We start from the raw sequence: 24,001 nt of genomic DNA on the forward strand, positions 1-24,001 counted from the left end.
GACCACCCGGGCGGCGGCTTGTTACTCGAAGTTTTCAACAAAGTGTTGACGTGGTGTTTCCGAGGGCGTTAGCTATCCGCAGCCCGTCCAGCACAAGGCCACGGAGGCTTCCCGTGACTTCGAGTACGACACCTGGCGGCCTCGCCCGGTTCAACGCCCTGGAGGAGTACGCGGCCGCCGCCGCCCTCCACGAGGCGTGCGCCTCTTCGGCATGGGGGAGCGCCCTGCTCGCCCGCCGCCCCTTCGCCACCGTCGACGACCTCTTCGCCGCGAGCGACGCCGCCATGGCCGAGCTGACCACCGCGGACCTGGAGGAGGCGATGGCCGGGCACCCGCCGATCGGGCGGCCGAAGCCCGGGGACCCGACCTCCTCCCGCGAGCAGCGCGGCATGGCCGGCGCCTCCGCGGAGCTCAAGGAGGAGATGCTCGAACTGAACCTGGCCTATCAGGAGAAGTTCGGCCATGTCTTCCTCATCTGCGCCACCGGCCGGACCGGCGAGCAGATGCGCGACGCGGTCAAGGAGCGGATCGGCAACTCCCCCGAGCAGGAGCGCGAGACCGTCCGCTCCGAGCTGGGCAAGATCAACCGCATCCGCCTCGGCAATCTCGTAGAGGAAGAAGAGGCATGAGCACCGACACCACGGCCTCCGTGTCCACGCACATCCTGGACACCAGCGTCGGACGCCCCGCCGAGGGCGTCGCCGTCCACCTCGCGGCCCGCGCGGGGCGCGAAGCGGACTGGCAGGCGCTCGGCGGCTCCGCGACCGACGCGGACGGCCGGTGCAAGGACCTTCCGGCGCTGCCGGAGGGGACGACCCACGTACGGCTCGACTTCGAGGTCGAGGCGTACTTCGAGAAAAAGCAAGCCGATGCGCAGCAGGACGCCCCCGCGAATCGGGACAGCGGTGCGTTTTTCCCCGAGGTGGCGATCACCTTCGCCGTCCAGCCGGGCGAGCACTATCACGTACCGCTGCTGCTCAACCCGTTCGGCTACTCCGTTTACCGAGGGAGCTAGCAGACATGACTGACAATTCCCGACCCGCCCGCCCTGTGATCCTGGGACAGAACCAGTACGGCAAGGCCGAGAACCGCGTCGTCAAGATCACCCGCGACGGCGACACGCACCACATCAAGGACCTGAACGTGTCCGTGGCGCTGTCCGGTGACATGGAAGACGTGCACTACTCGGGCTCCAACGCGAACGTCCTGCCGACGGACACCACCAAGAACACGGTGTACGCCTTCGCCAAGGAGTACGGCATCGAGTCCGCCGAGCAGTTCGGCATCCACCTCGCCCGCCACTTCGTCACCTCGCAGGAGCCGATCAAGACGGCGCGCATCCGCATCGAGGAGTACGCCTGGGAGCGCATCGAGACCTCGGACGCCAACTCCAAGTTCATCGGAGCGGACGCGGTCAAGCACTCCTTCGTCCGCAAGGGCCAGGAGACCCGGGTCACCCAGATCACCTTCGACGGTGAGAAGTGGGAGGTCATCTCCGGGCTGAAGGACCTCGTCGTGATGAACTCGACGAACTCCGAGTTCTGGGGCTACGTCAAGGACAAGTACACGACGCTCCAGGAGGCGTACGACCGCATCCTGGCCACCCAGGTGTCCGGCCGCTGGCGCTTCAACTGGACCGGCGACGAGCAGAAGATGCCGAACTGGGAGAAGTCCTACGACCAGGTCAAGAAGCACATGCTCCAGGCCTTCGCGGAGACCTACTCCCTGTCGCTGCAGCAGACCCTCTACCAAATGGGTTCGCGCATCATCAACCACCGCAGTGAGATCGACGAGGTCCGCTTCTCGCTCCCGAACAAGCACCACTTCCTGGTGGACCTGAAGCCGTTCGGGCTCGAGAACGACAATGAGGTCTACTTCGCGGCCGACCGTCCGTATGGCCTCATCGAGGCCACCATCCTGCGCGACGGCTGCGAGCCGCACATCCCGGTGGACCTCACCAACCTGTAGTACTGCGGCCAGCAGTACTGCTGCTCCACCCCCGACGCGTGCGCCGGCGTCAAGTCCCAGGGGAGAGCGGGGGCATCTGCGCAACAACAGCACCACGGACCCGGTCGTCACCCCGCTCGACCCCCGGGTCCGTCCACCAATGGGAAGAACGAGGAAACCGCCGTGGCAGCTTCGCGCATCGTGATCGAGAACTGTTCCATCGCGACCGTGGACGCGGGTGACACCGAGTACGCCTCGGGCCACATCGTCGTCGCCGACAACAAGATCGAGTCGGTGGGCGCCGGAAAGGCCCCCGAGAACCTGGAGAACGTGGTCCGCCGCATCGACGGCACAGGGCATCTGGCGACCCCGGGTCTGGTCAACACCCATCACCACTTCTACCAGTGGATCACCCGCGGCCTGGCCACGGACCACAACCTCTTCAACTGGCTCGTCGCGCTCTACCCGACCTGGGCGCGCATCGACGAGAAGATGGCGTACTCGGCGGCGCAGGGCTCCCTCGCCATGATGGCCCGCGGCGGCGTCACCACCGCCATGGACCACCACTACGTCTTCCCGAAGGGCACCGGCGACCTGTCCGGCGCCATCATCCGGGCCGCTCGCGAGATGGGCGTCCGCTTCACCCTCGCCCGCGGCTCCATGGACCGCAGCGAGAAGGACGGCGGGCTGCCGCCGGACTTCGCCGTCGAGACCCTCGAAGGCGCCCTTGCCGCCACCGAGGCGACCGTCGACGAGCACCACGACGCCTCCTTCGACGCGATGACGCAGGTCGCCGTGGCGCCCTGCTCCCCCTTCTCCGTCTCGACCGAACTCATGAAGCAGGGCGCCGAGCTGGCCCGACGCAAGGGCGTACGGCTGCACACGCACGGCTCGGAGACCGTGGAGGAGGAGCAGTTCTGCAAGGAACTGTTCGGCATGGGCCCGACCGAGTACTTCGAGTCGACGGGCTGGCTCGGCGAGGACGTGTGGATGGCGCACTGCGTCCACATGAACGACGCCGACATCGCCGCCTTCGCCCGGACGAAGACCGGCGTGGCCCACTGTCCGTCCTCCAACGCCCGCCTGGCGGCCGGCATCGCACGCGTCCCCGACATGCTGGCGGCCGGTGTCCCGGTCGGCCTCGGCGTCGACGGCACCGCGTCGAACGAGTCGGGCGAGCTGCACACCGAGCTGCGCAACGCCCTCCTCATCAACCGCCTCGGCGCCCACCGCGAGGCCGCCCTGAACGCCCGTCAGGCGCTGCGCCTCGGCACCTACGGCGGCGCCCAGGTCCTCGGCCGCGCCGCGCAGATCGGCTCCCTGGAGGCCGGCAAGCTCGCCGACCTCGTCCTGTGGAAGCTGGACACCCTGGCGCACGCCTCGATCGCCGACCCGGTGACCGCGCTGGTCTTCGGCGCCGCCGCCCCGGTCACCCTCTCGCTCGTCAACGGCAAGCCGGTGGTCGAGGACAGCCGCCTGCTGCACGTCGACGAGGACGCCATCGCCCGCTCCACGCGGGAAGAGGCGCAGCGCCTGGCGCGGATCGTCGCCCAGGCCTGAGCCCAGCCTCGCGCCGACCGGCGTACAGGCCTGACAACTGGAGATCTCCGGCTGAGGGGGACGGCCCTCGGCCGGTAGCCGTGGACCCGAGCGGGGTCCATGGCGGCCGTATCCGGGGCGTGCATGGACGTGCGCGCCCCGGAACGGTCTCCGTTCCCCATGAACGGTTTCCGTTCTCCGTGAAGGGGGCGCATCCCTTCGAACGGTTTCCGTCCCGGTCCCGCACGACCGCGCATCACCTCCCTGACACCCGCGCCAACGCCGACGCGTAACCGACCGGAGGAGCCGCCGTGGCCGCCCAGCCCGAGCCCAGCACCGATGCAGAACCAACTGGCCAGTCCAAGCATCCAGTTGACGAGAAACTCCCCGCCTTGAAGATGGCGACCAGCGGTCTGCAGCACGTGGCCGCCATGTACGCCGGAGTGGTCGCCCCACCCCTGATCGTCGGCGCCGCCGTCGGTCTTACCGCCACCGAACTGACCTTCCTCACCGGCGCCTGCCTGTTCACCGCGGGCCTCGCCACCTTCCTGCAGACCCTCGGCTTCTGGAAGATCGGAGCCCGGCTTCCCTTCGTCAACGGCGTCACCTTCGCGGGCGTCGCCCCGATGACCGCGGTCGTCGCGTCCGCCAAGGACAAGAGCGACGCGCTGCCGATCATCTTCGGCGCGGTCATCGTCGCGGGCGTCCTCGGTTTCATAGCCGCCCCCTTCTTCAGCAAGGCGGTCCGCTTCTTCCCGCCGGTCGTCACCGGAACGGTCATCACGCTGATCGGCATCTCGCTCCTGCCGGTCGCCTTCGGCTGGGCGCAGGGCCCCAACCCCGCGGCGGACGACTACGGTTCGACGACCTATCTGGGCCTGGCGGCGGCGACACTCGTCATCGTCCTCCTGCTGCGCCGCTTCACCCGCGGCTTCGTCAAGCAGATCGCCGTGCTGCTCGGCCTGGTCATCGGCACGCTCGTCGCGATCCCCTTCGGCGTCACGGACTTCGGGCCGGTGGCCGACGCGGACGTCGTCGGCTTCCCGACCCCGTTCCACTTCGGCGCCCCGCAGTTCCAGCTCGCCGCGATCCTCTCGCTGTGCGTGGTGATGGTGGTCTCGATGACCGAATCGACGGCGGACATGCTGGCGTTGGGCGAGATCGTCGAGCGTCCCGCCGACGAGAAGACCATCGCGGCGGGCCTGCGCGCCGACACCCTCGGCTCGGCGATCAGCCCGCTCTTCAACGGCTTCATGTGCAGCGCCTTCGCGCAGAACATCGGCCTGGTCGCGATGACGCGGATCCGCAGCCGGTACGTCGTCGCCACCGGCGGCGGCTTCCTGGTGCTGATGGGCCTGTGCCCGATGGCCGCGTCGCTCATCGCCGTCGTTCCACGTCCGGTCCTCGGGGGTGCGGGCGTCGTCCTCTTCGGCTCGGTCGCGGCAAGCGGCATCCAGACCCTCGTACGGGCGGGCCTGGAGAGGGACAACAACGTCCTGATCGTCGCCGTGTCGCTCGCCGTCGGCATCATCCCGATCACCGCGCCCGAGTTCTACCACGCGTTCCCCGAGACAGCGAAGATCGTCCTGGACTCGGGCATCTCGACGGGCTGCGTCGCGGCCGTGGTCCTCAACCTCGTCTTCAACCACCTCGGCAAGGGGCAGGACGCGGGCGAGGTCACGCATCCCATGGAGGCGGGCGAGGACCTCAAGGCGGTCCCGGCGCACTGACACGTCCCAAGGGCGCGGCACCAGGAGCGTGCCGCGCCCTCCGCCGTTCCGGCTGCGTCGCTCAGCCGATGTGGTAGCTGTCCCCGTACACCTTCCAGTCCAGCGGCGGATCGAGGTTCAGATTCCGCTTGCGCAGGAAGACCCGCTGGGCGGTGTCCACCCGGCTGGTGTCCGAGTGGGCCTCCTCCTGCTTCATGGCCCACACCCGCGCGTCGAGGAAGGCATTCAGATACGTCACCTCGTCGCCGCCCTGGGCGGGCGGCTGGGCCTTGGCCAGCGCACGCCGGCGAATGCTGCCGAAGCTGGTGCTGTCGCCGCCGTCGCCGTGCATCACGATGGCGTCGTAGTACGCGAACTGGCCGAGGACGCCGATGCCATCGGCCTTGCCCTGCCGGACGGCCGGGTTGAAGTAGACACGGTCGCGCTCGTCGTTCTGGGCCCGCTGGAACGCCGAGTCCTGGGCCGCCCTGCGCCAGTCGCCCTCGAAACCGGGGTCCAGGCCCTCGTGGGAGTCGCTGCCGTTCACCTCGCGCAGCGCGGGCAGGTACGTGGCCAGGACGTTGCCGGGCTTGCGCTGCGTGTAGAGCTCGACGAGGTCGAGCATGTCGCCGGTGCCCGAGCAGAAGCCGATGATCCCGGCGGTGTAGCCGCGCCCGTCGCCGATGTCCTCGATGTACTTGTACTGCGCCTTCCAGTCAAGCGAGGAGTTCTCCGCGCTGGAGACCAGCTTCATGGCGATCTCCTTCTTCGCCGGGTCGTCCAGACCGGCCGGCGCGGCGGTCGCGGACTGGGTGGCGATGACGGGACCTGCCACCAGCGAAGCTCCGATCAGGGCGAGCAGGGTGCGACGTGACGTGCGTATGTGGGGGGTGTGCACGGTACCTCCGAAGGGGGGGATTGTGTCGTTGCCGCGTACTGTTAGGAAAGTTTCCTACCAGAGATTGCGGGTCACGTATACCCATAAGGCAAAGGCGAGTTGGTGATCGGAAAGCGGATGCTGGGCTACGGTCTGAACGCACAGACATGACCACGAGGGGGATGGCACGTCATGAACGAGTCGGGCCGTGTGGAGGCCTTCAGCGACGGCGTCTTCGCCATCGCCATCACGCTGCTGATCCTGGAGATCAAGGTTCCCGAGACCGGCGAGCACGGCGGTCTGTGGCACGCGCTGGGCGCGCAGTGGCCCTCATACGCCGCCTATGTCGTCAGCTTCCTGGTCATCGGCATCATGTGGATCAACCACCACCAGGTCTTCAGCTACGTCGCCCGGGTAGACCGCACCCTGATGTTCCTGAACCTGCTCGTCCTGATGGTCGTCGCCGCCGTGCCCTGGCCGACCGCGATGCTCGCTGAGTATCTGCGCGAGGACAAGGCCTCCCATGTCGCGGCCGCCGTCTACAGCATGGTGATGGTCGCGATGGCCCTCGCCTTCCAGGCCCTGTGGTGGCACCTCACGCGCACGGGCCACCTCTTCGACACCCGCGTCGACGTCGAGGCCGCCCGCCGCACCCGCGTCCGCTTCGCCCTCGGCTCGCTCGCCTACCCCGCCACGGTCGGACTGGCCTACGTCTCCGCCCCGCTGACCCTGGCCGTCCACGGCCTGATCGCGATCTACTACGGCTTCAACCAGGTACCGGTGCCGACCCGGACGCCTGACACGGCCGCGCTGCCGGAAGACGGCCGGTGAAGAAGGACGTGGGCGGCACGTACGTCAGATGCTGGGCCGGGCGCCGCGGACGTATGCCGGGTGGGCGCGCGATCACCGGGAGGCGTTCGCGCGGGACTGACGGCCGGCCGCCGATGTCTTGGATGCTTCCTCCGTCACGGGGGCGGAGGGGACGCGTCCCGGTCGCAGGAGCGCCGCCGCCAGCAGCAGGGCCGCCGCCGCGATGCCCGTGGCCACGGTGAACGCCAGCCGATAGCCGTCCGCGGTCGCCGCCACGACGTGCGCGCCCCCGGCGGTCAGGCGCTCCGTGCGCCCGGCCGCCAGCGTCGTCAGGACGGCCAGACCCAGCGAACCGCCCACCACCTGCGTGGTGTTGAAGAGCCCGGAGGCCAGTCCCGCGTCCTCCTCGCGGGCGCCCGACATGGCGAGCCCGGTCACCGCGGGCATCGCGGCCGCGAAACCGGCGGCGAGCAGCAGCAGCGGAGGCAGCACATCGGCGACGTACGATCCGTCGACCGGGGCCCGGCTGAGCAGGGCCATGCCCGCCGTGATGAGCGCGAGCCCGGCGAGCAGCACGCGGTACGGGCCGAAGCGGGCGATCGTACGCGCCGACAGGCTCAGCATCAGTACCCCGATCGCGATCGGCGCGGGCAGGAAGGCCGTGCCGGTGAGCAACTCGCTGTAGCCCAGGACGCGTTGGAGATAGAGCGCGCCGATGTACTGGAATCCGTACATCCCGGCGATCATCAGGATCTGAACGCCGTTCGCGCTGGTCAGCGTACGGGAGCGGAAGAGCCGCAGCCGGAGCAGGGGGCGGGCGGCGCGCGCCTGGCGCAGGGTGAAGGCCGCGAAGAGGGCGAGCGAGACCGCCGCGAGGGTCAGCGTGCCGCCGAGCCCTCGGTCTCCGGCGCCCACGATCGCGTACACCGTCAGCATCAGCGCACCCGTGACCAGGGCCGCCCCCGGGTAGTCGGCGCCCCTGCCGAGCCCAGCTCCCTTGTCCGGGGCGAGGATCCGCAGTGCGGCGACCCAGGCCAGCACTCCGATCGGCAGGTTGATCAGGAAGATCCAGTGCCAGTTGAGCGCCTGGGTCAGCGCACCGCCGAGGAACGTGCCGAGTGCTCCGCCCGCCGCGCCGACCGCGCTGAACACTGCAATGGCGCGGGCCTGTTCCCTCGGTTCGGGGAAGAGCGCCACGAGCATGCCGAGGACGACGGCCGAGGTCATCGCCCCGCCGACGCCCTGCAGCGCACGGGCCGCGACGAGCACGCCCTGGCTGGTGGCCACCCCGCACAGTACGGACGCCGCGGTGAACACGGCGAGCCCGGCGGCGAACATCCGCCTGCGGCCGACCAGGTCCCCGAGCCGCCCCACCAGGAGCAGCAGTCCGCCGAAGGGGATCAGGTACGCGTTCACGACCCAGGCGAGGCCCGGGCCCGAGAAGCCGAGATCGCTCTGGATCGCGGGCATCGCGACGGTGACGATGTTCCCGTCCAGGACCGTCATCAGGGTGCCCGCGCACAGGACGACGAGCGAGGCCCAGCGGGAGTACGTTCGTCGTGTCGATGACGTGGGTGGCTCGGTCCGGGACGGCATGGCGACGACCTCCGTGGTTCTCCGTAGGTGCACCGGGCGCGCTGGACGCACAAGGTGCTTTCCATAGGTGCACGACTTGTAACGGGGTACATCGTCAGTGACCATGGGGGTCGGCATAAGGAGGCACTTCGATGTCCCATGGGAACACCGGTGTTACCTCGCAGGCTGTGCTCGCGCAGGCGTGCCCGGTCCGCGAAGTTCTTGACAGGGTCGCCGGAAAATGGAGCGTGCTGATCATCGTGGCCGCCGCGCACGGGCCGATCCGCTTCACCGAACTGGAGCGGAGCGTGGAGGGAATCAGCCGCCGCATGCTGACCCTCACCCTGCGCAATCTGGAGCGCGACGGACTTCTCACCCGGACCGTCCATCCGACGGTGCCGCCGAAGGTCGAGTACGAACTCACCCCCGTGGCCCGCGAGTTGCACGCGACCCTGCTCTCGCTCACGGACTGGGCCGAGCGGCACCGCGTGACGATCGCCGAGTCGCGCGCGGCCTACGACGCCCAGCACCGGCCGGAGTTGGTGGATTCGTAGGCCGCGCACGGCTCTTCGGGGTGAGGACGTGACGGTTGCCTTCCGGCGGAGGAACTCAGAGCCCGAACGCCCCGGGATCGGAGGCCAGTGCCTTGAAGACCTCCCGCGGGTCGGCGACCAGCCTGCGTTCCTTGAGGTCCAGCAGTCCCCCCACCGTCGTCAACTCGGCAGCGACCGTGCCGTCCGTCTTCCGTATCGTCTGCGCGAACCGGAACGTCTTGCCCTCGCCCCAGACGAAACCGCACGTCACCTCGACCTCGTCGCCCGCGCGCAGTTCCCGCAGGTAACGGACCGTCGTCTCCAGGGCGACCGGCCCCACGCCCTTGCCAATCAGCTCGTTCTGACCGACCCCGGCCGCCTGCAGCATCGACCAGCGCGCATGCTCCGCGTACTGCAGATAGACGCTCTGGTTGAGGTGCCCCAGCACATCGGTCTCGTACCCGCGGACGGTCACTGCGACGGAAAACGGCTCTGTCACGACTTCCCCTTCTACGACGGTCAGGACGGCCGCAAGACTACTGGGCACAGCGGTGCGAACGATCTCCACTTCCGTGCCAACTCCCGTTCTCTGTACGGCATTTCATGATGTCGAGCCGGTCGGAGACATTTACACGCGCCGGGGCGAGGCCAGCACATACCGCGCCCCCGTACGCGGCTCCGTGTGCTCGCCGACCTGCCAGCCCGCCTGCTCCAGCGTGGCCGCGCAGGCGCGCAGCGCCCCGGGGTCGGGCTCGCGCACGGCGACGGCCTCCGGCTGCGGCGTCGCCCGCACCCGGTAACCGCCGCCCTCCGCACCCGCGGGCCGGTGCCCCGCGGCCTCCAGCGCGAGCGCGGCGGCCTGCACCAGATGCGTACGCTCCCACCCGCACGGACGGTCTACGGCACCGTCCGGATTGGTCATCCGCCGCAACTCCAGGAGCCCCTGCCAGGCGCTGTGCACCTCACGTATGCGGGACGGCCCGGCATCGGCGGCCTCCTCGCCGCCGATCCGTGCGGCGAAGACGCCGGACTCGGCCGCGGCGGGCGCCTCCACCGCGGCGACCGGCTCGGGTGTCTCCCGCAGGCGATGCCCGGCGGGCGTCAGAAAGTGGTCGTGCGGCGGCCGCGGATGCCGGAAGGCGAGCCCGCGCTTGACCAGCGCGGCGAGCTGGGCCTCCGTGCCCTTCAGCCGCCCGGTCACGGGATCCGCGGCCTCGATGACGCGCCGCTGCGCGGCGGTCGGCGGTCGAGTCATGACACGCTCCCTCCCCTCGCCGGTCGAGTCATGGCGCGCTCCCTTCCGCCGCCGGTCGTGTCACGGCAGGCGTGCTCCCCCCTGGGCCTGCGCCCGCGCCCGCGCCGCCGCTCAGTGCTCCTCGGGCCCCTGCCCCGCCGAGGAAAGCGGCCCATGAGAACAGTACGAGTCGGGTCTGACATTCCAGCCGGCCACCACATGCCGCCGGTGCTCCGTACTCAGCCGGCTCATCGTCCCGGTGGCGAGCTGGAACAGGGCGCCGGCCGACGTGGGCAGCCCGAGCCGTCGCGCGGTCAGCACCCGCAGGAAGTGCCCGTGCGACACGACGACCACATTGCCCTCCGCCTCGGCGAGCGCCGCGTCGATCTTGGCCAGCATCCGCTCAGCGCGCTCCCCGACCTCCTCCGGGCTCTCCCCGGGGTGCTCGGGCGGGCCGGTCGCCACCCCGTCCGTGAACAGGAACCAGTCGGGCCTGCTCCGATGGATCTCGACGGTCGTGACCCCCTCGTACCCGCCGTAGTCCCACTCGGACAGGTCCGCGTCGACGAGCGCCCCGTCGATCCCGGCCAGCCGTGCCGTCTCCCGCGCCCGCTGCATCGGGCTCACGAACGCCGCCGCGATGTGATGCCGGGCGATCAACGGAGCCAGCCTCCGCGCCTGCTCCCGCCCCTTGTCGGTCAACGGGATGTCGGTCGACCCGGTGTGCCGCCCGGACAACGACCACTCGGTCTCACCGTGCCGTACGAGGAGCAGGTCACCCATCGCCGAACCCTTTCTGTCCCTTCGTACGTGCTTTCCCTTCGTACGGTGACACCGGCCGCCGGTGGCCGCAGGACCGGCTCCGCCGGTCGGCCCTACTGCCGGTACCCGCTCAGGAACCGCCCGATGCGGCTGATCGCCGCGTCCAGGTCGTCGGCGTGCGGGAGGGTGAGGATGCGGAAGTGGTCGGGGCGGGGCCAGTTGAAGCCAGTGCCCTGGACTACCTGGATCTTCTCGCGGAGGAGGAGGTCGAGGACGAACTTCTCGTCGTCGTGGATCTTGTGCACCTCGGGGTCGATGCGCGGGAACGCGTACAGGGCGCCCTTCGGTTTCACGCACGAGACGCCGGGGATCTCGTTGAGCTTCTCCCAGGCGCGGTCGCGCTGTTCGTGGAGGCGGCCGCCGGGGGCCGTGAGTTCGTGGATGGACTGGCGGCCGCCGAGCGCGGCCTGGATGGCGTACTGCGCGGGGGCGTTGGCGCACAGCCGCATGGAGGCCAGCATCGTCAGGCCCTCCAGGTAGTTGCGCGCGTGCTGCTTCGGGCCCGTGACGACCAGCCAGCCGGAGCGGAAGCCCGCCACGCGGTACGTCTTCGACAGGCCGCAGAAGGTGAGGACCACCAAGTCGGGGGCGAGCGCGGCGGCCGAGTGGTGCACGGCACCGTCGTACAGGATCTGGTCGTAGATCTCGTCCGCGAACACCATCAGGCCGTGGCGGCGGGCGAGGTCGAGGATGCCCTCGATGATCTCCTTCGGGTAGACCGCGCCCGTGGGGTTGTTGGGGTTGATGATGACGACGGCGCGCGTCCGGTCCGTGATCTTCGCGGCCATGTCGTCCAGGTCCGGATACCAGTCGGCCTGTTCGTCGCAGAGGTAGTGCACCGCCTTGCCGCCCGCGAGTGTCGTGACCGCGGTCCACAGCGGGAAGTCCGGGGCGGGGATGAGGACTTCGTCGCCGTCCTCGACGAGCGCCTGTACGGCCATGGACACGAGCTCGGAGACGCCGTTGCCGAGGAACACGTCGTCCACGTCGACGTCCAGGCCTCGGTCCTGGTAGCGCTGGGCGACGGCCCGGCGGGCGGAGAGGATGCCGCGCGAGTCCGTGTAGCCGTGCGCCTGCGGCAGCATGCGGATCATGTCCTGGAGGATCTCCTCCGGCGCCTCGAAGCCGAAGAGCGCGGGGTTGCCGGTGTTGAGGCGCAGCACGCTGTGGCCCGCCTCCTCCAGCGCGTTGGCGTGCTCGATCACCGGGCCGCGGATCTCGTAACAGACCTCGCTGAGCTTGCTCGACTGCCGGAACTCCATGCGCTGCGCCCTCCGGTTCGTTGTGTTGCTTGGTTTTACCAAGTAGGAGCTTGGAAAGTCCAACAAGATAGCTAGACTGCGCCGCATGTCACCTCGCCGAAGCTACGACCAGTACTGTTCCGCCGCCCGGGCCCTCGATGCCGTCGGCGACCGGTGGACCCTCCTGATCGTCCGCGAGCTGCTCGGCGGACCGCGCCGCTACACCGATCTGCACGCCGACCTGCCGGGCGTCAGCACGGATGTCCTCGCCTCCCGGCTCAAGGACATGGAGCGTGACGGGCTGACCACCCGGCGGCGCCTTCCGCCGCCCGGTGCGGCGTACGTCTACGAACTCACCGGGCGGGGGCGGGAGTTGCTGCCCGTGCTGCAGGCGCTCGGGGCGTGGGGCGCCTCCGCGCTGGGGGAGCGGCGGCCCACGGATGCCGTACGGGCGCACTGGTTCGCGCTGCCGCTGCTGCGCGGGCTGGAGGGGGAGGGGCTGGTCGAAGTCCGGCTGGACGAGGGGGAGTTCCATGTGTGGCTCGGTGCCGGTGACGGGCCCGTCTACGGGGACGGGGGCGCTCCGGAGGAGCCGGACGCTCGGCTGGTGCTCGACACGGAGACGTGTGAGGCCGTGAGTCGCGGGACTCTGACCCTGCTGGACGCGGTGCGTGCGGGGCGTATCGAGGTGACGGGCGAGGGCACGTTGGCCAAGGTGCTGCGGGAGGGGTGACCGGCGGGTTTTTTCGCCCCCTCCGCCCCTACCCGTCCCGTATCTGGGGGGCTCCGCCCCCCAGACCCCCCCGTATCGCGCTGCGCGCTCGTCCTCAAACGCCGGACGGGCTGAAGATGCCCCGGCCGGCGTTTGAGGTGCGGGGTCAGGCGCCCGGCGGCACCCGTGAAGGCCGTCCCGTCCCCCGCGTCAGCGCGTATCCGCCGATGCCTGCCAGGGCCGCGAGGATGCCGCCGATCGCGGTCCAGACCCAGCGGTCGGACCACCAGCCGGAGGCCCAGCCGTCGTCGGGCTCGATCGAGGACAGTACGGCCGTCGACGTGTCGGAGTCCGCGTCGGAGTCGGAGTCGGACTTCTCGGCGCTCGTCGCGATCCCCGGGACCAGCGGCTTCGCGAGCGAGCCGTCGACCGCCGCCGAGCCGCCGATGTCCTTGGAGTCCACCTTGACCTCGGTGCTCACCGGCAGACCCAGGTCGGACGCGCCCAGACCCGTGGCGGTCAGCCGGATGTAGTACGTGCCCGGCAGCGGGTCGTTGGCCCAGGTCTCCGACCAGGCGCGGACGGTGCGCAGGGTGCAGGACAGCTCCACGGAGGCCGCGTCCCGCGCCGCCGTCCGCGTCTGCGCGCCGTACTGGCACGCCTGGCGGCGCCGCAGCCCGTCGTACACGTCGATCTGCCAGGTCTCGGCGGCGCCCCGCGTCGAGGCCTCGGGCAGCTTCACCGTCGCCTTCACGGTGGGCCGCTGCCCGGCGTCGGCGGGGAACGACCAGTACAGGTAGTCACCCGTGGAGCCGCTCGCGGTGGCCTGCTGCCCCTGGTCGATCTCGGTCGCCGTACGGAACGACGTACCGGCCTCGGTGGGCGCGCCGCCGTCGCCCGACGCACTGGCCGAAGCCGAGGGCGAGGAGTCGGCGACGGCCGGAGCGGCGGACGCCCCGAGCAGCGCGGGAGTCGCTGCGACGCCGAGCGTGAGCAGCGTCGTGGTCACCATACCTGGGATACGCATCAGTTGGTCCTCCAGACCGCGACCCGCCAGCGCGAGATCCAGCCCCACAGCACACCCGCGAGGAAGCCGGTGAGTACGAGGGCGCCGAGCAGCCACCAGCCGCGGCCGAGGCCGAACGAGGCCACGTCGCCCGACTGGTCGGGCCCGTCGACGACGTCGACCGTCAGCTCGAGCGGCATCCCGGGCGTGGTCTTCACGCCCGCGCCCGCGGAGAACGCGTTCGACACCTGCAGACACACGACCTCGGCGGCGTTCGTGTCCTCGTCGTCGTCGCTCTCGGCCTTCGGGTAGCGCAGCCCGGTCGAGATCACGTCGGTGCGGCCGTTGCCCGCCGCCTCGCCGCGGACGATCTCGCGTCCGTGCACGGTGACGGCGCGCAGCAACACCCCGTAGTCCGGGTTGACTTCGCGGTCCGCGGCGACGCTCACCGAGGCACGCAGCTCCTGGCCCGGCTCGACGTCCACGCGGTACCAGCGGTGCTGGGCGAACTCCTCGCGGTCGGTGTAGAGCCCCGACTTGAGGGTAGGCGCCTTCGCGCACTCGGCGGCACCCTCCACGGCCACCGGCGTCACCACCGGATCGGCGGCCCGGTCCACCAACTGGCCCACGCGGTCGGCGAGTTCCTCCTTGTGCTGGACCGAGGTGTACGTACCACCGGTCGCCTCCGCGATACAGGTGAGCTGATCGCGGGTCTTGGCGTCGGGCACCAGGCCGAGGGTGTCGATGGTGAGGCCGATGCCCTTGGCCGCGATCTCGCGGGCCACCTCGCACGGGTCGAGCGGCTGGCAGGTGTCCTCGCCGTCGCTGATCAGCACGATGCGCCGGGTGCCCTCGCCGCCGTCGAGGTCGTCGGCCGCCTTCAGCAGCGCGGGACCGATCGGCGTCCAGCCGGTGGGCGTGAGGGTCGCGACGGCGGTCTTAGCTTCGGTGCGGTCCAGGGTCCCCACCGGATACAGCTGCGCCGTGTCCTTGCAGCCCGTCTTGCGGTCGTTGCCCCGGTAGTTGGCGCCGAGGGTGCGGATGCCGAGCTGCACCTCCTCCGGCGTCGCGTCGAGCACCTCGTTGAACGCCTGCTTCGCCGCGGCCATCCGCGACCCGCCGTCGATGTCCCGGGCCCGCATCGAACCGCTGACGTCCAGCACGAGTTCGACCTTGGGAGCGGCCTGCTCCGCCGTTTCGTCGGCGACCGCTCCGGCCGGGAAGGCGATCCCGGCCGTCAGGGCGGCGAGCAGGGCGCAGACTCCTGCCGCCAGCCGTTGTCTTGTGATCATCGGCGGATCCTATTGATCAAAGGTGCCGCGCTTCAAAGCGGGGTCCGACTCGACGTCCAACTCGAGGTCCACAACGGGCTTCAGGACGAGCGGTTCGGGGACCCGGACCCGTCGAGCGGGTTGGGCAGCTCCGTCCAGATGTCCCCGGGCGTCTCCGGAGACAGTCGCATCAAGGTCAGTGCCTTGGCGGGGAGCGGTGCGTCGCGCAGGGCCGCCAGGTCCGGGGTGCGCGGCAGATCCCGTACGACGGTGTCCAGGGCCTCGCGCAGCGCGACCGTCGAGCCCGCCGTCGCGCCCAGCGTGCCGCCGACGAGGGAGCCGAAGAGCTTGCGGCGCAGGGTGGTCTCGTCGTCCGTGACGATACGGCCGGTCAGGGCCGGGGCCGGGATGCCGTGGCGGGCCAGCCGGGCCGGGCTGATCCGGATGTCGGCCAGGTCGCGGTAGACGAGCCGGACCGGGGCGCCCGCGGGGTCGAGGACCACCAGCAGGTTCTGGCCGTGTGCCTCCAGGGCCACCCCGAGGTCGAGCAGCCGCAGACCGACGGTGAGGACGAGCCGGGCGAACTCGGCGAGCAGGGCGGGGTGTTCGGGCAGCGCGGTCAGCGGCAGGGCGGCGACCGGGACGATCTGTTCGCCCGGGCCCGCGTACACGTCCGGGGACTCCCGCACCACCGCCGCCAGGTCGGGGCTGTCGGCGGTGACCGCGCCGAGGGTCCGGGTGATGTGCAGCGGCAGGTCCAGACGATCGGTCACCGTCTCCATGAACGCCGAGACGGTCTCGGCCGTCTGGACCGAGTACACCGAGATGTCCCGCACGGAGGAGGTCAGCCGGGTGCTCAGGGCGGTCTTCACATGCGGGCCGTCCGGCAGGGCGAGGGTGCGCAGGGACAGCAACGGATGGGCGGGGATGCCCTCTTGAGGACTCAGGCGAAGGACATGCGCGGCCTGCCACGGGTGCACCGGGACCAGGACACGCTCCCCGTCCCGCAGCCACTTCGGCCACTCGCCCGTGACGAGGCAGTCGTCCGCGGCCACCAGCCCCAGCTCCACGAGCGGCCGGTGCTCCGGCGCGTACGCGAGCTGCTCGGCCACCGAGAACCCGGGCCGGGAACGGCAGTTGGGGTGATACGGGTGCCCGTCCACCACCCGCTGCTCCCACTCCCGGCTCGTCACGGGCTCGTTGTCGATGGCAGGCTGCCCGGCGCGGGACAGCGCCAACGACGCCACGCTGTGGTCGAGTTCGGCCGCGAAGGCGGGACCGTGCGGGACGGCGAGGGCGTCGACGAGCCGGGCCGGATGATCGTAGGGCCGGTCGTCGAGCCGCACTTCGGTGACGTACGCGGTGGTGGCGTATGGGTCCGCGTGCGGGCCGTGCAGGCGGCGGCCGTCGGTCAGCCGGAGCGTGAGACCGTCGCGCCCCGGCTCGCGGCGCGCGATCCACGGCAGCGGCTCATGCGCCAGCGCACGCCACAGCCGGGTCAGTACGGCCGCCCGGGCACCGGGGAGCGCCTGCGCGTACGGCGCCGACAGGCCGGGGCGTACGACGCCCAGCTCGTCGGCGAGCGCCGCCTCGGCCTCGGGCGTGGAGGGACGGTGCACAGTCGGGCTCCTTGGGTACGGGGACTGCGTCGCGGTCGTCGGCGACGGCAGACATACTGATCACCAGTGCACCGTATGGAACGAATGGATCGCGTGGACTCCATGCCCCCCAAGCTCCCCCCGCTCGACAGGGGCATCATCGAAGAGACCGCCGACGCGTACGCCGCGGCGCCGCTGCTCAATTGTCTCCTGCGGGAGGTGGGGGAGCCCGCACAGGGTTCCGGTGTGTACCGGCTCCGGGCCAGTGGCCGACTGCTGCGGGTGCGGGACGCGCGGCGCCCCGCGGAACCCGAGGTGTACTTCGGCGGCGCCTGGCACCGGCTCACCCACTCCGAGCTGGTCAAGCTCACCGCCGACGAACTGCGCCGCAGCACCGGCCTGTCCAACTCCGAGCTGCCCGCCGAGATGATCGACAGCCGGGACGCGGTGGCCGCGCTGCTCACCGCGCGCACCCGCACAGCGCCGCCCGACGACCCGTATCTGCGCTCCGAACAGTCCCTGATCACCGGGCACCCGCACCATCCCGCGCCCAAGGCCCGCGGCGGCGGCCCGGTCGCCGGCTGGCTGCCGTACGCGCCCGAGGCGCACGCCCGCTTCCCGCTGGAGCTGCTCGCCGTGCGCCAGGACGCGGTTGTCGAGGAGGGCGACACGACCGCGCTCGACACCCTCGGCCAGGCCCCGCCCGGCTACCGGCTGCTGCCCGCCCACCCCTGGCAGCTCGACCTGGTGGGTGCCCGCCCGGAGATCCGGGACGCCTTCGCGGACGGCCGGCTGGTACGAGTGGGGCGCACCGCACGGCCGCTGTGGCCGACGGCCGCCATCCGCACGCTGTACGCCCCCGAGGACGATCTGTTCGTGAAGTTCAGCCTCGATGTGCGCATCACCAACGACATCCGCCGGCTGTGGCGGCACGACCTGCTGAAGATGCGCCGCACCGACGAGGCGACCGCCACGGCCTTCGCCGCCCTGCCGGGGTCCGCCGCCTGGCTGAGCGACCGCGGCTACCGCACCGCCGACTTCGCCTTCGAGGAACTCGCCGTCCTCGTCCGCGACGGCCTGTGCGACCACCTCGTCCCCGGCGCCACCCCGCTCCTCGCCGCCGGTCTGGTGGAGGGCTTCGACGGCAGCCCCGTGGACGGCCTCACCGACCCGTCCGCCTGGTGGGCGGCATATCTGCGCCAGGTCGTGCCTCCGGTACTGGAGGCGTTCGCCCGGCACGGTGTCGTCATCGAGGCGCACGTGCAGAACACGCTGGTCGCCGTCGACGCCGACGGCATGCCCGTACAGGCACTGTTCCGCGACGCGGAGGGCGTGAAGCTGCTGCCCGGCGTGACCCGCGCGGCCGGCTGGGAACGGCTCGTGTACTGCCTGATCGTCAACCACCTCACCGAGCTCGCCGCGCTCCTCGCCGAACGCCACCCGGGCGTGGACCTGTGGCCCGCTCTCCGCCGCGAGCTGATCCGTTACGACACCGAGCGCGGCCTCCCCGAGATCGCCGAGCTGCTCTCCTCGCCCACCCTCCCCGGCAAGACGAACCTCCTGCTCCGCTGGACGGGCGCGGACGGCGCGGACGCCCGCTATCAGCCGCTCCCGAACCCGCTGGCCCACGTATGACCGCCTGTGACGACGCGCACGACGGCCTGCGACCGGCTGCCTGCCACCATCCCGCCCGCGCGTAATGGCCGATCACCGTCGCGACCCGCTGCCTTACGCTGGCCGGTGTGCTGCGCGATGTGACTGCTGTTCGATACGTGACCCCGCTGAGGGCGGGCGGCTCCGTGCCCGGAGTCGTCGAGGCCGATGACCTGGGGACGTACGTCGTGAAGTTCACGGGCTCCGCGCAGGGCCGCAAGGCGCTGGTGTCCGAGATCATCGTCGGCGAGCTGGCGCGCGCCCTCGGGCTGCGGTTCCCCGAGCTGGTCCTGGTGCACTTCGACCCGGCGGTCGGCGAGCACGAGCCCCACCAGGAGGTCCAGGACCTCCTGCGCTCCAGCGCCGGTCTCAACCTCGGCATGGACTATCTGCCGGGCGCCAGGGACTTCACCCCGGAGATCGCAAAGACGTTCCCCGTCGACCCGCTGGAGGCGGGCAAGGTGATCTGGCTGGACGCCCTCACGGTCAACGTGGACCGCACGGTGCACAGCTCGAACCTGATGATCTGGCCCACCTTCGGCATCGCGCCCCCGCGGCTGTGGCTCATCGACCACGGCGCCGCCCTCGTCTTCCACCACCGCTGGGACGCCTCGGCGCCGGAGAAGGCGTACGACTTCCGTCGCCACGCCCTGGGCGGCTACGGCCCGGACACGCGGGCCGCGGACGCCGCGCTCGCCCCCCTGGTGACCGAGGAACTCCTGCGGGCGGTGCTGGCCGAGGTGCCCGACGCCTGGCTCGCGGAAGAGCCCGGTTTCGCGACCCCCGACGAGGTCCGCGAGGCCTACGTCGGCTATCTGCACGCCCGCGTGCGGGCCTCCGCGGCCTGGCTCCCCACGGACTTCCCCACCCGGGAGGAGCTCGCCGCCGAAGACGCCCATCGCGCGGCGAAAACCCAGGAAGGCCGGCCGAACTGGCTGAAGCGGGTCCCCGACCTGCACGGCAAACCGGCGGCGGAACAGGATTGGTCGGTACACCTCGGATGACAGAGATCCACCGCGTTCAGATCGAGTACTGCACCCAGTGCCGCTGGCTGCCCCGAGCCGCGTGGCTGGCCCAGGAGCTGCTGACGACCTTCGAGACGGAGCTGACGGAGCTGTCCCTCAAGCCCGGCACCGGCGGTGTCTTCGTCGTCCGAGTGAACGACGAGGTCGTCTGGGACCGCCGCGAGCAGGGCTTCCCCGAGCCCACGGCGGTCAAGCGCCTCGTACGCGACCGAGTGGCCCCGGACAAGTCCCTGGGCCACTCGGAGAAGTGAGACGGGGGCGGCTCAGCCGGCCAGCTGCTCGTACGCCGGCAGGGTCAGGAAGTCCGCATAGTCCTCGTCGAGCGCGACCTCCAGGAGCAGGTCGTGGGCCTGCTGCCAGTGGCCGGCGGCGAAGGCATCCTCGCCGATCTCGGCGCGGATGTTCGCCAGTTCCTCGGCGGCGACCTTGCGGGCGAGGTCCGGCGTCGCCTTCACAGACTTTCCGGCGTGCTCGAACTCGACGCCCGCGTTGATCCACTGCCAGATCTGCGAGCGGGAGATCTCGGCGGTGGCCGCGTCCTCCATGAGGTTGAAGATGGCGACCGCGCCGAGGCCGCGCAGCCAGGCCTCGATATAGCGGATGCCGACCTGGACGGCGTTGACGAGACCGTTGTACGTCGGCTTGGCGTCCAGCGAGTCGATGGCGATCAGATCGGCCGCCTTGACGTCGACGTCCTCGCGCAGCCGGTCCTTCTGGTGGGGCTTGTCGCCCAGCACGGCGTCGAAGGAGGCCATCGCGATCGGGACCAGGTCCGGGTGCGCGACCCAGGAGCCGTCGAAGCCGTCGGCCGCCTCGCGGTCCTTGTCGGCCTTCACCTTGTCGAAGGCGACCTTGTTGACCTCTTCGTCGCGCCGCGAGGGGATGAACGCCGCCATGCCGCCGATCGCGTGCGCACCGCGCTTGTGGCAGGTGCGGACGAGGAGTTCGGTGTACGCGCGCATGAACGGGGCGGTCATCGTGACCGCGTTGCGGTCCGGCAGCACGAACTTCTGGCCGCCGTCACGGAAGTTCTTGACGATGGAGAAGAGGTAGTCCCAGCGGCCCGCGTTCAACCCGGAGGCGTGGTCGCGGAGTTCGTAGAGGATCTCCTCCATCTCGTACGCGGCCGTGATCGTCTCGATCAGGACGGTCGCGCGGATGGTGCCCTGCGGGATGCCGACGTAGTCCTGCGCGAAGACGAAGACGTCGTTCCAGAGGCGGGCCTCCAGGTACGACTCCGTCTTCGGGAGGTAGAAGTACGGGCCCTTGCCGAGGTCGAGCAGACGCTGCGCGTTGTGGAAGAAGTACAGGCCGAAGTCGACGAACGCGCCGGGCACGGGCTGACCGTCGACCTGGAGATGCCGCTCGCCCAGGTGCCAGCCGCGCGGCCGCATGACGACGGTCGCGAGCTCCTCATCGGCCTTGAGGGCGTACGACTTGCCGGACGTCGGGTCGGTGAAGTCGATGTTCCGGGTGTACGCGTCGATCAGGTTGAGCTGGCCGAGGACCACGTTCTCCCAGGTGGGCGCCGAGGCGTCCTCGAAGTCCGCGAGCCAGACCCTGGCGCCCGAGTTGAGGGCGTTGATGGTCATCTTGCGGTCGGTGGGGCCGGTGATCTCGACACGACGGTCGTTCAGGGCGGCCGGAGCGGGGGCCACCTTCCAGGAGTCGTCCGCGCGGATCGCGGCGGTCTCCGGGAGGAAGTCGAGCGTGGAGGTGCGGGCGATCTCGGCGCGGCGCTCCGCGCGGCGGGCGAGGAGCTCATCACGCCGGGGCGTGAACAGCCGGTGCAGCTCGGCCACGAAGGCGAGGGCCGCGTCGGTGAGGACCTCTTCCTGCCGGGGCAGGGGCTCGGCGTCGACGATGGCCAGCGGGGACGGCGCTGGTGCGGACATGAGCTGTCACTTCCTTCAGCGAGCTACTTCAGCGGATCACATGAATCGTCACCATGCCGTGGCACCGGGTGCCAGTCGGCCCGGGTACGGCGGTGGGCGCCCGGGGAGCAGCCAGGCGCTTCTGATCAGTGGATACTAGTTTCCTCATGGTGGAAGTTCAATGGTTTGTTGATGTCGAGATTCTCTGAGTCGAGGCAATGTGGCGCTCAGTGCCACGGTGTTCACTCAAGGTGGACGAGGTCTTCGGCGGTGTCGATGTCGTACGGCTGTGCCACGTCCCCGCACTCGACGAGCGTGATCGCCTCCTTGTGCTCCTTCAGATAGGTGCGTGCCCCTTGGTCGCCGGTGGCAGTCGCGGCGATGCCCGCCCAGTGGGCGCCGCCGAAGAGCACGGGGTGGCCGCGGACGCCGTCGTATGCGGCCGAGACCAGTGACTCCGTGTCCTCGTACGCGCCGAGTACCCGGGCCACCGCCTCCGGTCCGATGCCGGGCTGGTCGACGAGCGAGACCAATGCGGCCCGTGCGCCCGTACCGGTGAGCGAGTCGAGCCCGGCCCGCAGCGAGGAGCCCATGCCGTCGGCCCAGTCGGGGTTCTCCACCAGGACGCAGTCGTCGAGCCGTGCCCGTTCTCGTACGGCGGCGGCCTGGGCGCCCAGGACCACATGGACGCGGCTGCAGCCGCCCGCGCGCAGGACCGCGACCGCGTGTTCGACCAGGGGTCGGCCCCGATGGGGCAGGAGTGCCTTGGGACGCCCACCGAGGCGCCGCCCCCCGCCTGCCGCCAGCAACAGCCCGGCCACCTGGCCTTTGTTCTCCGTCATGTCCCCTGCATACCCGACCCGGCCGGAGCGCGCCCCGGAACCCGGGCAGGCCTTGCGGTGTCCATAGGCTGAATTTCGGTCAGGGGAGTGGCGCCTGGCGCACGGGGTGGCGTTTACTGGCCCGCGTCCCCCGGCGCCCGACCATCGCCACGGGGATCTGGGGCCGACGTACGAAGGACTGACGCACAACGGCGTGCGAGGGGGGAGAGCTGTGTTGCGGAGCTTGGGGCAGAGGCCAGTGACCGGCAGCGACGAGGACTCGAGGGTGGCGGAACTGCGCACCGCCGTCTCCCGGCTGCGCCGTGAACTCGCCGCGCACCCGGCCGAGTTCCCCGACCGAGGCATCGCGGAGGACGAACTCGCGGCCCTCGCCGCGATGGCCGTCAGCGGCATTCCCGAGATCCCCCGGCTGCGCCGCTCCCTGCTCCTGCTCGCGGGCGCGATCGGCTCGGTCAGCGCCCTGGCGACCGGCCTCGCCGATGTCCGCAGCGCGGTGGAACTGTTCGGGGAACCGCCGCGGCGATAGCCCCGTACGCCAGCCACACCGACGTCAGCCTCGTCGGCGGATGACCCCCCGCGAGGTGGCCACGGCCACCGCAGCCGTACGGGAGTCCACGCCCAAAGCGCGGCCCGCGCGCGTGGCGCAGCGTGTTGCCGAGGGTCGGCTGGGCGATCGGGGCTCGGCGGTCCTCGACCTGCTGGTCCGGCTCACCCGGGAGTGCGCCACGGCCACCGTCCTCGTGACGCACGACCGCGCCCACCTCGGGGAGGCGGACGCGGTACGGGAGGTGGCGGACGGACGGCTCGTGACTGCCGTACGGCGGTGAGGGGCGACTTCGTACGGCGGTGAGGCGACCGTACGGCGGTGAGGGGGCGACTAGCTGGCCGGGCCCGAGCTTGCCAGCGCCTCCGACAGTTCGCTCGCGACCTGTTGCAGCACGGGCACGATCTTCTCGGTGGCCGCCTCGGTGACACGGCCCGCCGGGCCGGAGATCGAAATCGCGGCGGCGGTGGGGGAGTTGGGTACGGAGACGGCCAGACAGCGGACGCCGATCTCCTGCTCGTTGTCGTCGATCGCGTAGCCGAGCCGGCGCACCTCGTCGAGCGCGGCGAGGAAACCGTCCGGTGTGGTGATCGTCTTCTCCGTCGCGGCGGGCATGCCGGTACGGGCCAGCAGCGCGCGCACCTCGTCGGCCGGGGTGTGCGCGAGCAGTGCCTTGCCCACGCCGGTGGAGTGCGGCAGCACGCGACGGCCCACCTCGGTGAACATGCGCATCGAGTGCTTGGACGGCACCTGCGCGACGTAGACGATCTCGTCCCCGTCGAGCAGTGCCATGTTCGCGGTCTCGCCGGTCTCCTCGACGAGGCGCGCGAGGTAGGGGCGGGCCCAGGTGCCGAGGAGCCGCGAGGCGGACTCCCCGAGCCGGATCAGGCGGGGGCCGAGCGCGTATCGGCGGTTGGACTGCTGACGTACGTATCCGCAGGCCACCAGCGTGCGCATGAGCCGGTGGATGGTGGGCAGCGGCAGCCCGCTGCTCGCGGAGAGCTCGCTCAGACCGACCTCGCCCCCGGCGTCCGCCATGCGCTCGAGCAGGTCGAAGGCGCGCTCGAGGGACTGGACACCACCGCTCGGTGCGGCTGATTTGGCGGCGTCGGTGGTGCTGGCGCTGGACGTCGGCACGGCACGGTCCTTTCACGGCTGATGGGCAGTTCAGCCTACCCGGCGGTTGGTT

General features: G+C 70.7%; 24 protein-coding genes and 1 pseudogene. 13 read left to right on the forward strand and 12 right to left on the reverse strand.

Features of this window, described 5'->3' with window-relative positions; translation table 11 throughout:
• The first annotated feature begins 113 nt into the window (after positions 1 to 113).
• The 5 genes from uraD (at position 114) to ACFY0T_RS05985 (ending at position 5,216) form a co-directional block, all read left to right on the forward strand.
• The gene (uraD, locus tag ACFY0T_RS05965) at positions 114 to 629 is read left to right on the forward strand and encodes a 2-oxo-4-hydroxy-4-carboxy-5-ureidoimidazoline decarboxylase (protein WP_388865003.1); all 516 of its coding nucleotides are present in this window, start codon (positions 114 to 116) and stop codon (positions 627 to 629) included.
• Positions 626 to 1,015, forward strand: coding sequence for a hydroxyisourate hydrolase (gene uraH, locus ACFY0T_RS05970; RefSeq protein WP_388865005.1), 390 nt, complete (start codon positions 626 to 628; stop codon positions 1,013 to 1,015). Before uraD ends, uraH begins: the two co-directional genes overlap by 4 nt.
• 5 nt (positions 1,016 to 1,020) lie before the next feature.
• Entirely contained in the window at positions 1,021 to 1,968 is a 948-nt protein-coding gene (pucL, locus tag ACFY0T_RS05975) for a factor-independent urate hydroxylase (protein ID WP_388865007.1), read from the forward strand.
• A 162-nt stretch (positions 1,969 to 2,130) separates the two neighbouring features.
• Positions 2,131 to 3,507 (forward strand): 8-oxoguanine deaminase, encoded by a 1,377-nt coding sequence (locus tag ACFY0T_RS05980; protein WP_388865009.1) that lies wholly within the window; start codon positions 2,131 to 2,133, stop codon positions 3,505 to 3,507.
• A gap of 377 nt (positions 3,508 to 3,884) precedes the next feature.
• Positions 3,885 to 5,216 carry a nucleobase:cation symporter-2 family protein gene (locus ACFY0T_RS05985; protein WP_388865660.1) on the forward strand — a complete coding sequence of 444 codons (1,332 nt, stop codon included), beginning with the start codon at positions 3,885 to 3,887 and terminating at the stop codon, positions 5,214 to 5,216.
• A gap of 61 nt (positions 5,217 to 5,277) precedes the next feature.
• Here the strand turns inward: ACFY0T_RS05985 and ACFY0T_RS05990 are convergent, their stop codons facing one another.
• The gene (locus ACFY0T_RS05990; protein WP_388865011.1) at positions 5,278 to 6,093 is read right to left on the reverse strand and encodes a chitosanase; all 816 of its coding nucleotides are present in this window, start codon (positions 6,091 to 6,093) and stop codon (positions 5,278 to 5,280) included.
• A gap of 171 nt (positions 6,094 to 6,264) precedes the next feature.
• Between ACFY0T_RS05990 and ACFY0T_RS05995 the strand changes: the two genes are divergently transcribed.
• Positions 6,265 to 6,903, forward strand: a complete 639-nt coding sequence (locus tag ACFY0T_RS05995; RefSeq protein ID WP_388865012.1) for a TMEM175 family protein — start codon at positions 6,265 to 6,267, stop codon at positions 6,901 to 6,903.
• 72 nt (positions 6,904 to 6,975) lie between these two features.
• Here the strand turns inward: ACFY0T_RS05995 and ACFY0T_RS06000 are convergent, their stop codons facing one another.
• The gene (locus tag ACFY0T_RS06000; RefSeq protein ID WP_388865014.1) at positions 6,976 to 8,478 is read right to left on the reverse strand and encodes an MFS transporter; all 1,503 of its coding nucleotides are present in this window, start codon (positions 8,476 to 8,478) and stop codon (positions 6,976 to 6,978) included.
• 131 nt (positions 8,479 to 8,609) lie between these two features.
• Between ACFY0T_RS06000 and ACFY0T_RS06005 the strand changes: the two genes are divergently transcribed.
• Complete coding sequence (locus ACFY0T_RS06005) at positions 8,610 to 9,011, forward strand: winged helix-turn-helix transcriptional regulator (protein WP_388865015.1); 402 nt, start codon at positions 8,610 to 8,612, stop codon at positions 9,009 to 9,011.
• Positions 9,012 to 9,066: 55 nt separating this feature from the next.
• On the opposite strand, the gene ACFY0T_RS06010 is transcribed toward ACFY0T_RS06005, so the two are convergent.
• The 4 genes from ACFY0T_RS06010 to ACFY0T_RS06025 form a co-directional block, all read right to left on the reverse strand.
• Positions 9,067 to 9,489, reverse strand: coding sequence for an acyl-CoA thioesterase (locus tag ACFY0T_RS06010; RefSeq protein ID WP_388865017.1), 423 nt, complete (start codon positions 9,487 to 9,489; stop codon positions 9,067 to 9,069).
• 129 nt (positions 9,490 to 9,618) lie between these two features.
• Positions 9,619 to 10,245, reverse strand: a complete 627-nt coding sequence (locus ACFY0T_RS06015; RefSeq protein WP_388865019.1) for a hypothetical protein — start codon at positions 10,243 to 10,245, stop codon at positions 9,619 to 9,621.
• A gap of 111 nt (positions 10,246 to 10,356) precedes the next feature.
• Positions 10,357 to 11,007 carry a histidine phosphatase family protein gene (locus ACFY0T_RS06020; RefSeq protein WP_388865021.1) on the reverse strand — a complete coding sequence of 217 codons (651 nt, stop codon included), beginning with the start codon at positions 11,005 to 11,007 and terminating at the stop codon, positions 10,357 to 10,359.
• Positions 11,008 to 11,099: 92 nt separating this feature from the next.
• Entirely contained in the window at positions 11,100 to 12,308 is a 1,209-nt protein-coding gene (locus ACFY0T_RS06025; protein WP_388865023.1) for a pyridoxal phosphate-dependent aminotransferase, read from the reverse strand.
• An 85-nt stretch (positions 12,309 to 12,393) separates the two neighbouring features.
• Between ACFY0T_RS06025 and ACFY0T_RS06030 the strand changes: the two genes are divergently transcribed.
• Complete coding sequence (locus tag ACFY0T_RS06030) at positions 12,394 to 13,020, forward strand: winged helix-turn-helix transcriptional regulator (protein WP_388865025.1); 627 nt, start codon at positions 12,394 to 12,396, stop codon at positions 13,018 to 13,020.
• Between the two features lie 145 nt (positions 13,021 to 13,165).
• Here the strand turns inward: ACFY0T_RS06030 and ACFY0T_RS06035 are convergent, their stop codons facing one another.
• The 3 genes from ACFY0T_RS06035 to ACFY0T_RS06045 form a co-directional block, all read right to left on the reverse strand.
• Complete coding sequence (locus ACFY0T_RS06035) at positions 13,166 to 14,026, reverse strand: hypothetical protein (protein WP_388865027.1); 861 nt, start codon at positions 14,024 to 14,026, stop codon at positions 13,166 to 13,168.
• Positions 14,026 to 15,297, reverse strand: coding sequence for a VWA domain-containing protein (locus tag ACFY0T_RS06040; protein ID WP_388865029.1), 1,272 nt, complete (start codon positions 15,295 to 15,297; stop codon positions 14,026 to 14,028). The genes ACFY0T_RS06035 and ACFY0T_RS06040 overlap by 1 nt, the downstream gene beginning before the upstream one ends.
• 80 nt (positions 15,298 to 15,377) lie before the next feature.
• Positions 15,378 to 16,895, reverse strand: coding sequence for an IucA/IucC family protein (locus tag ACFY0T_RS06045; protein ID WP_388865031.1), 1,518 nt, complete (start codon positions 16,893 to 16,895; stop codon positions 15,378 to 15,380).
• 102 nt (positions 16,896 to 16,997) lie between these two features.
• On the opposite strand from ACFY0T_RS06045, the gene ACFY0T_RS06050 reads away from it, so the two are divergent.
• From ACFY0T_RS06050 to ACFY0T_RS06060, 3 genes are all read left to right on the forward strand, one after another.
• Positions 16,998 to 18,509 (forward strand): IucA/IucC family protein, encoded by a 1,512-nt coding sequence (locus tag ACFY0T_RS06050; RefSeq protein ID WP_388865033.1) that lies wholly within the window; start codon positions 16,998 to 17,000, stop codon positions 18,507 to 18,509.
• A gap of 107 nt (positions 18,510 to 18,616) precedes the next feature.
• Positions 18,617 to 19,531: a HipA family kinase gene (locus ACFY0T_RS06055; protein WP_388865034.1), complete on the forward strand. Its 915-nt coding sequence runs from the start codon at positions 18,617 to 18,619 to the stop codon at positions 19,529 to 19,531.
• Positions 19,528 to 19,803, forward strand: coding sequence for a SelT/SelW/SelH family protein (locus tag ACFY0T_RS06060; protein ID WP_388865036.1), 276 nt, complete (start codon positions 19,528 to 19,530; stop codon positions 19,801 to 19,803). The genes ACFY0T_RS06055 and ACFY0T_RS06060 overlap by 4 nt, the downstream gene beginning before the upstream one ends.
• A gap of 12 nt (positions 19,804 to 19,815) precedes the next feature.
• On the opposite strand, the gene aceB is transcribed toward ACFY0T_RS06060, so the two are convergent.
• Together aceB and ACFY0T_RS06070 are read right to left on the reverse strand one after the other, a co-directional pair.
• Positions 19,816 to 21,447 (reverse strand): malate synthase A, encoded by a 1,632-nt coding sequence (gene aceB / locus ACFY0T_RS06065; protein WP_388865038.1) that lies wholly within the window; start codon positions 21,445 to 21,447, stop codon positions 19,816 to 19,818.
• Between the two features lie 221 nt (positions 21,448 to 21,668).
• Positions 21,669 to 22,268, reverse strand: a complete 600-nt coding sequence (locus ACFY0T_RS06070) for an NTP transferase domain-containing protein (RefSeq protein ID WP_388865040.1) — start codon at positions 22,266 to 22,268, stop codon at positions 21,669 to 21,671.
• A 211-nt stretch (positions 22,269 to 22,479) separates the two neighbouring features.
• Here ACFY0T_RS06070 and ACFY0T_RS06075 point away from each other — a divergent pair, with 211 nt between their 5' ends.
• Both ACFY0T_RS06075 and ACFY0T_RS06080 read left to right on the forward strand, forming a co-directional pair.
• Positions 22,480 to 22,794, forward strand: coding sequence for a DUF5955 family protein (locus ACFY0T_RS06075; RefSeq protein WP_388865042.1), 315 nt, complete (start codon positions 22,480 to 22,482; stop codon positions 22,792 to 22,794).
• Positions 22,795 to 22,939: 145 nt separating this feature from the next.
• Positions 22,940 to 23,095 (forward strand): annotated as a pseudogene (locus tag ACFY0T_RS06080) (ABC transporter ATP-binding protein); the annotation flags it as partial.
• A 50-nt stretch (positions 23,096 to 23,145) separates the two neighbouring features.
• Here ACFY0T_RS06080 and ACFY0T_RS06085 read toward each other — a convergent pair.
• Positions 23,146 to 23,949, reverse strand: coding sequence for an IclR family transcriptional regulator (locus ACFY0T_RS06085; protein WP_388865044.1), 804 nt, complete (start codon positions 23,947 to 23,949; stop codon positions 23,146 to 23,148).
• Between the last annotated feature and the right edge of the window lie 52 nt (positions 23,950 to 24,001).

The organism is Streptomyces sp. NPDC001530 (assembly GCF_042894545.1).
GTDB lineage: Bacteria > Actinomycetota > Actinomycetes > Streptomycetales > Streptomycetaceae > Streptomyces.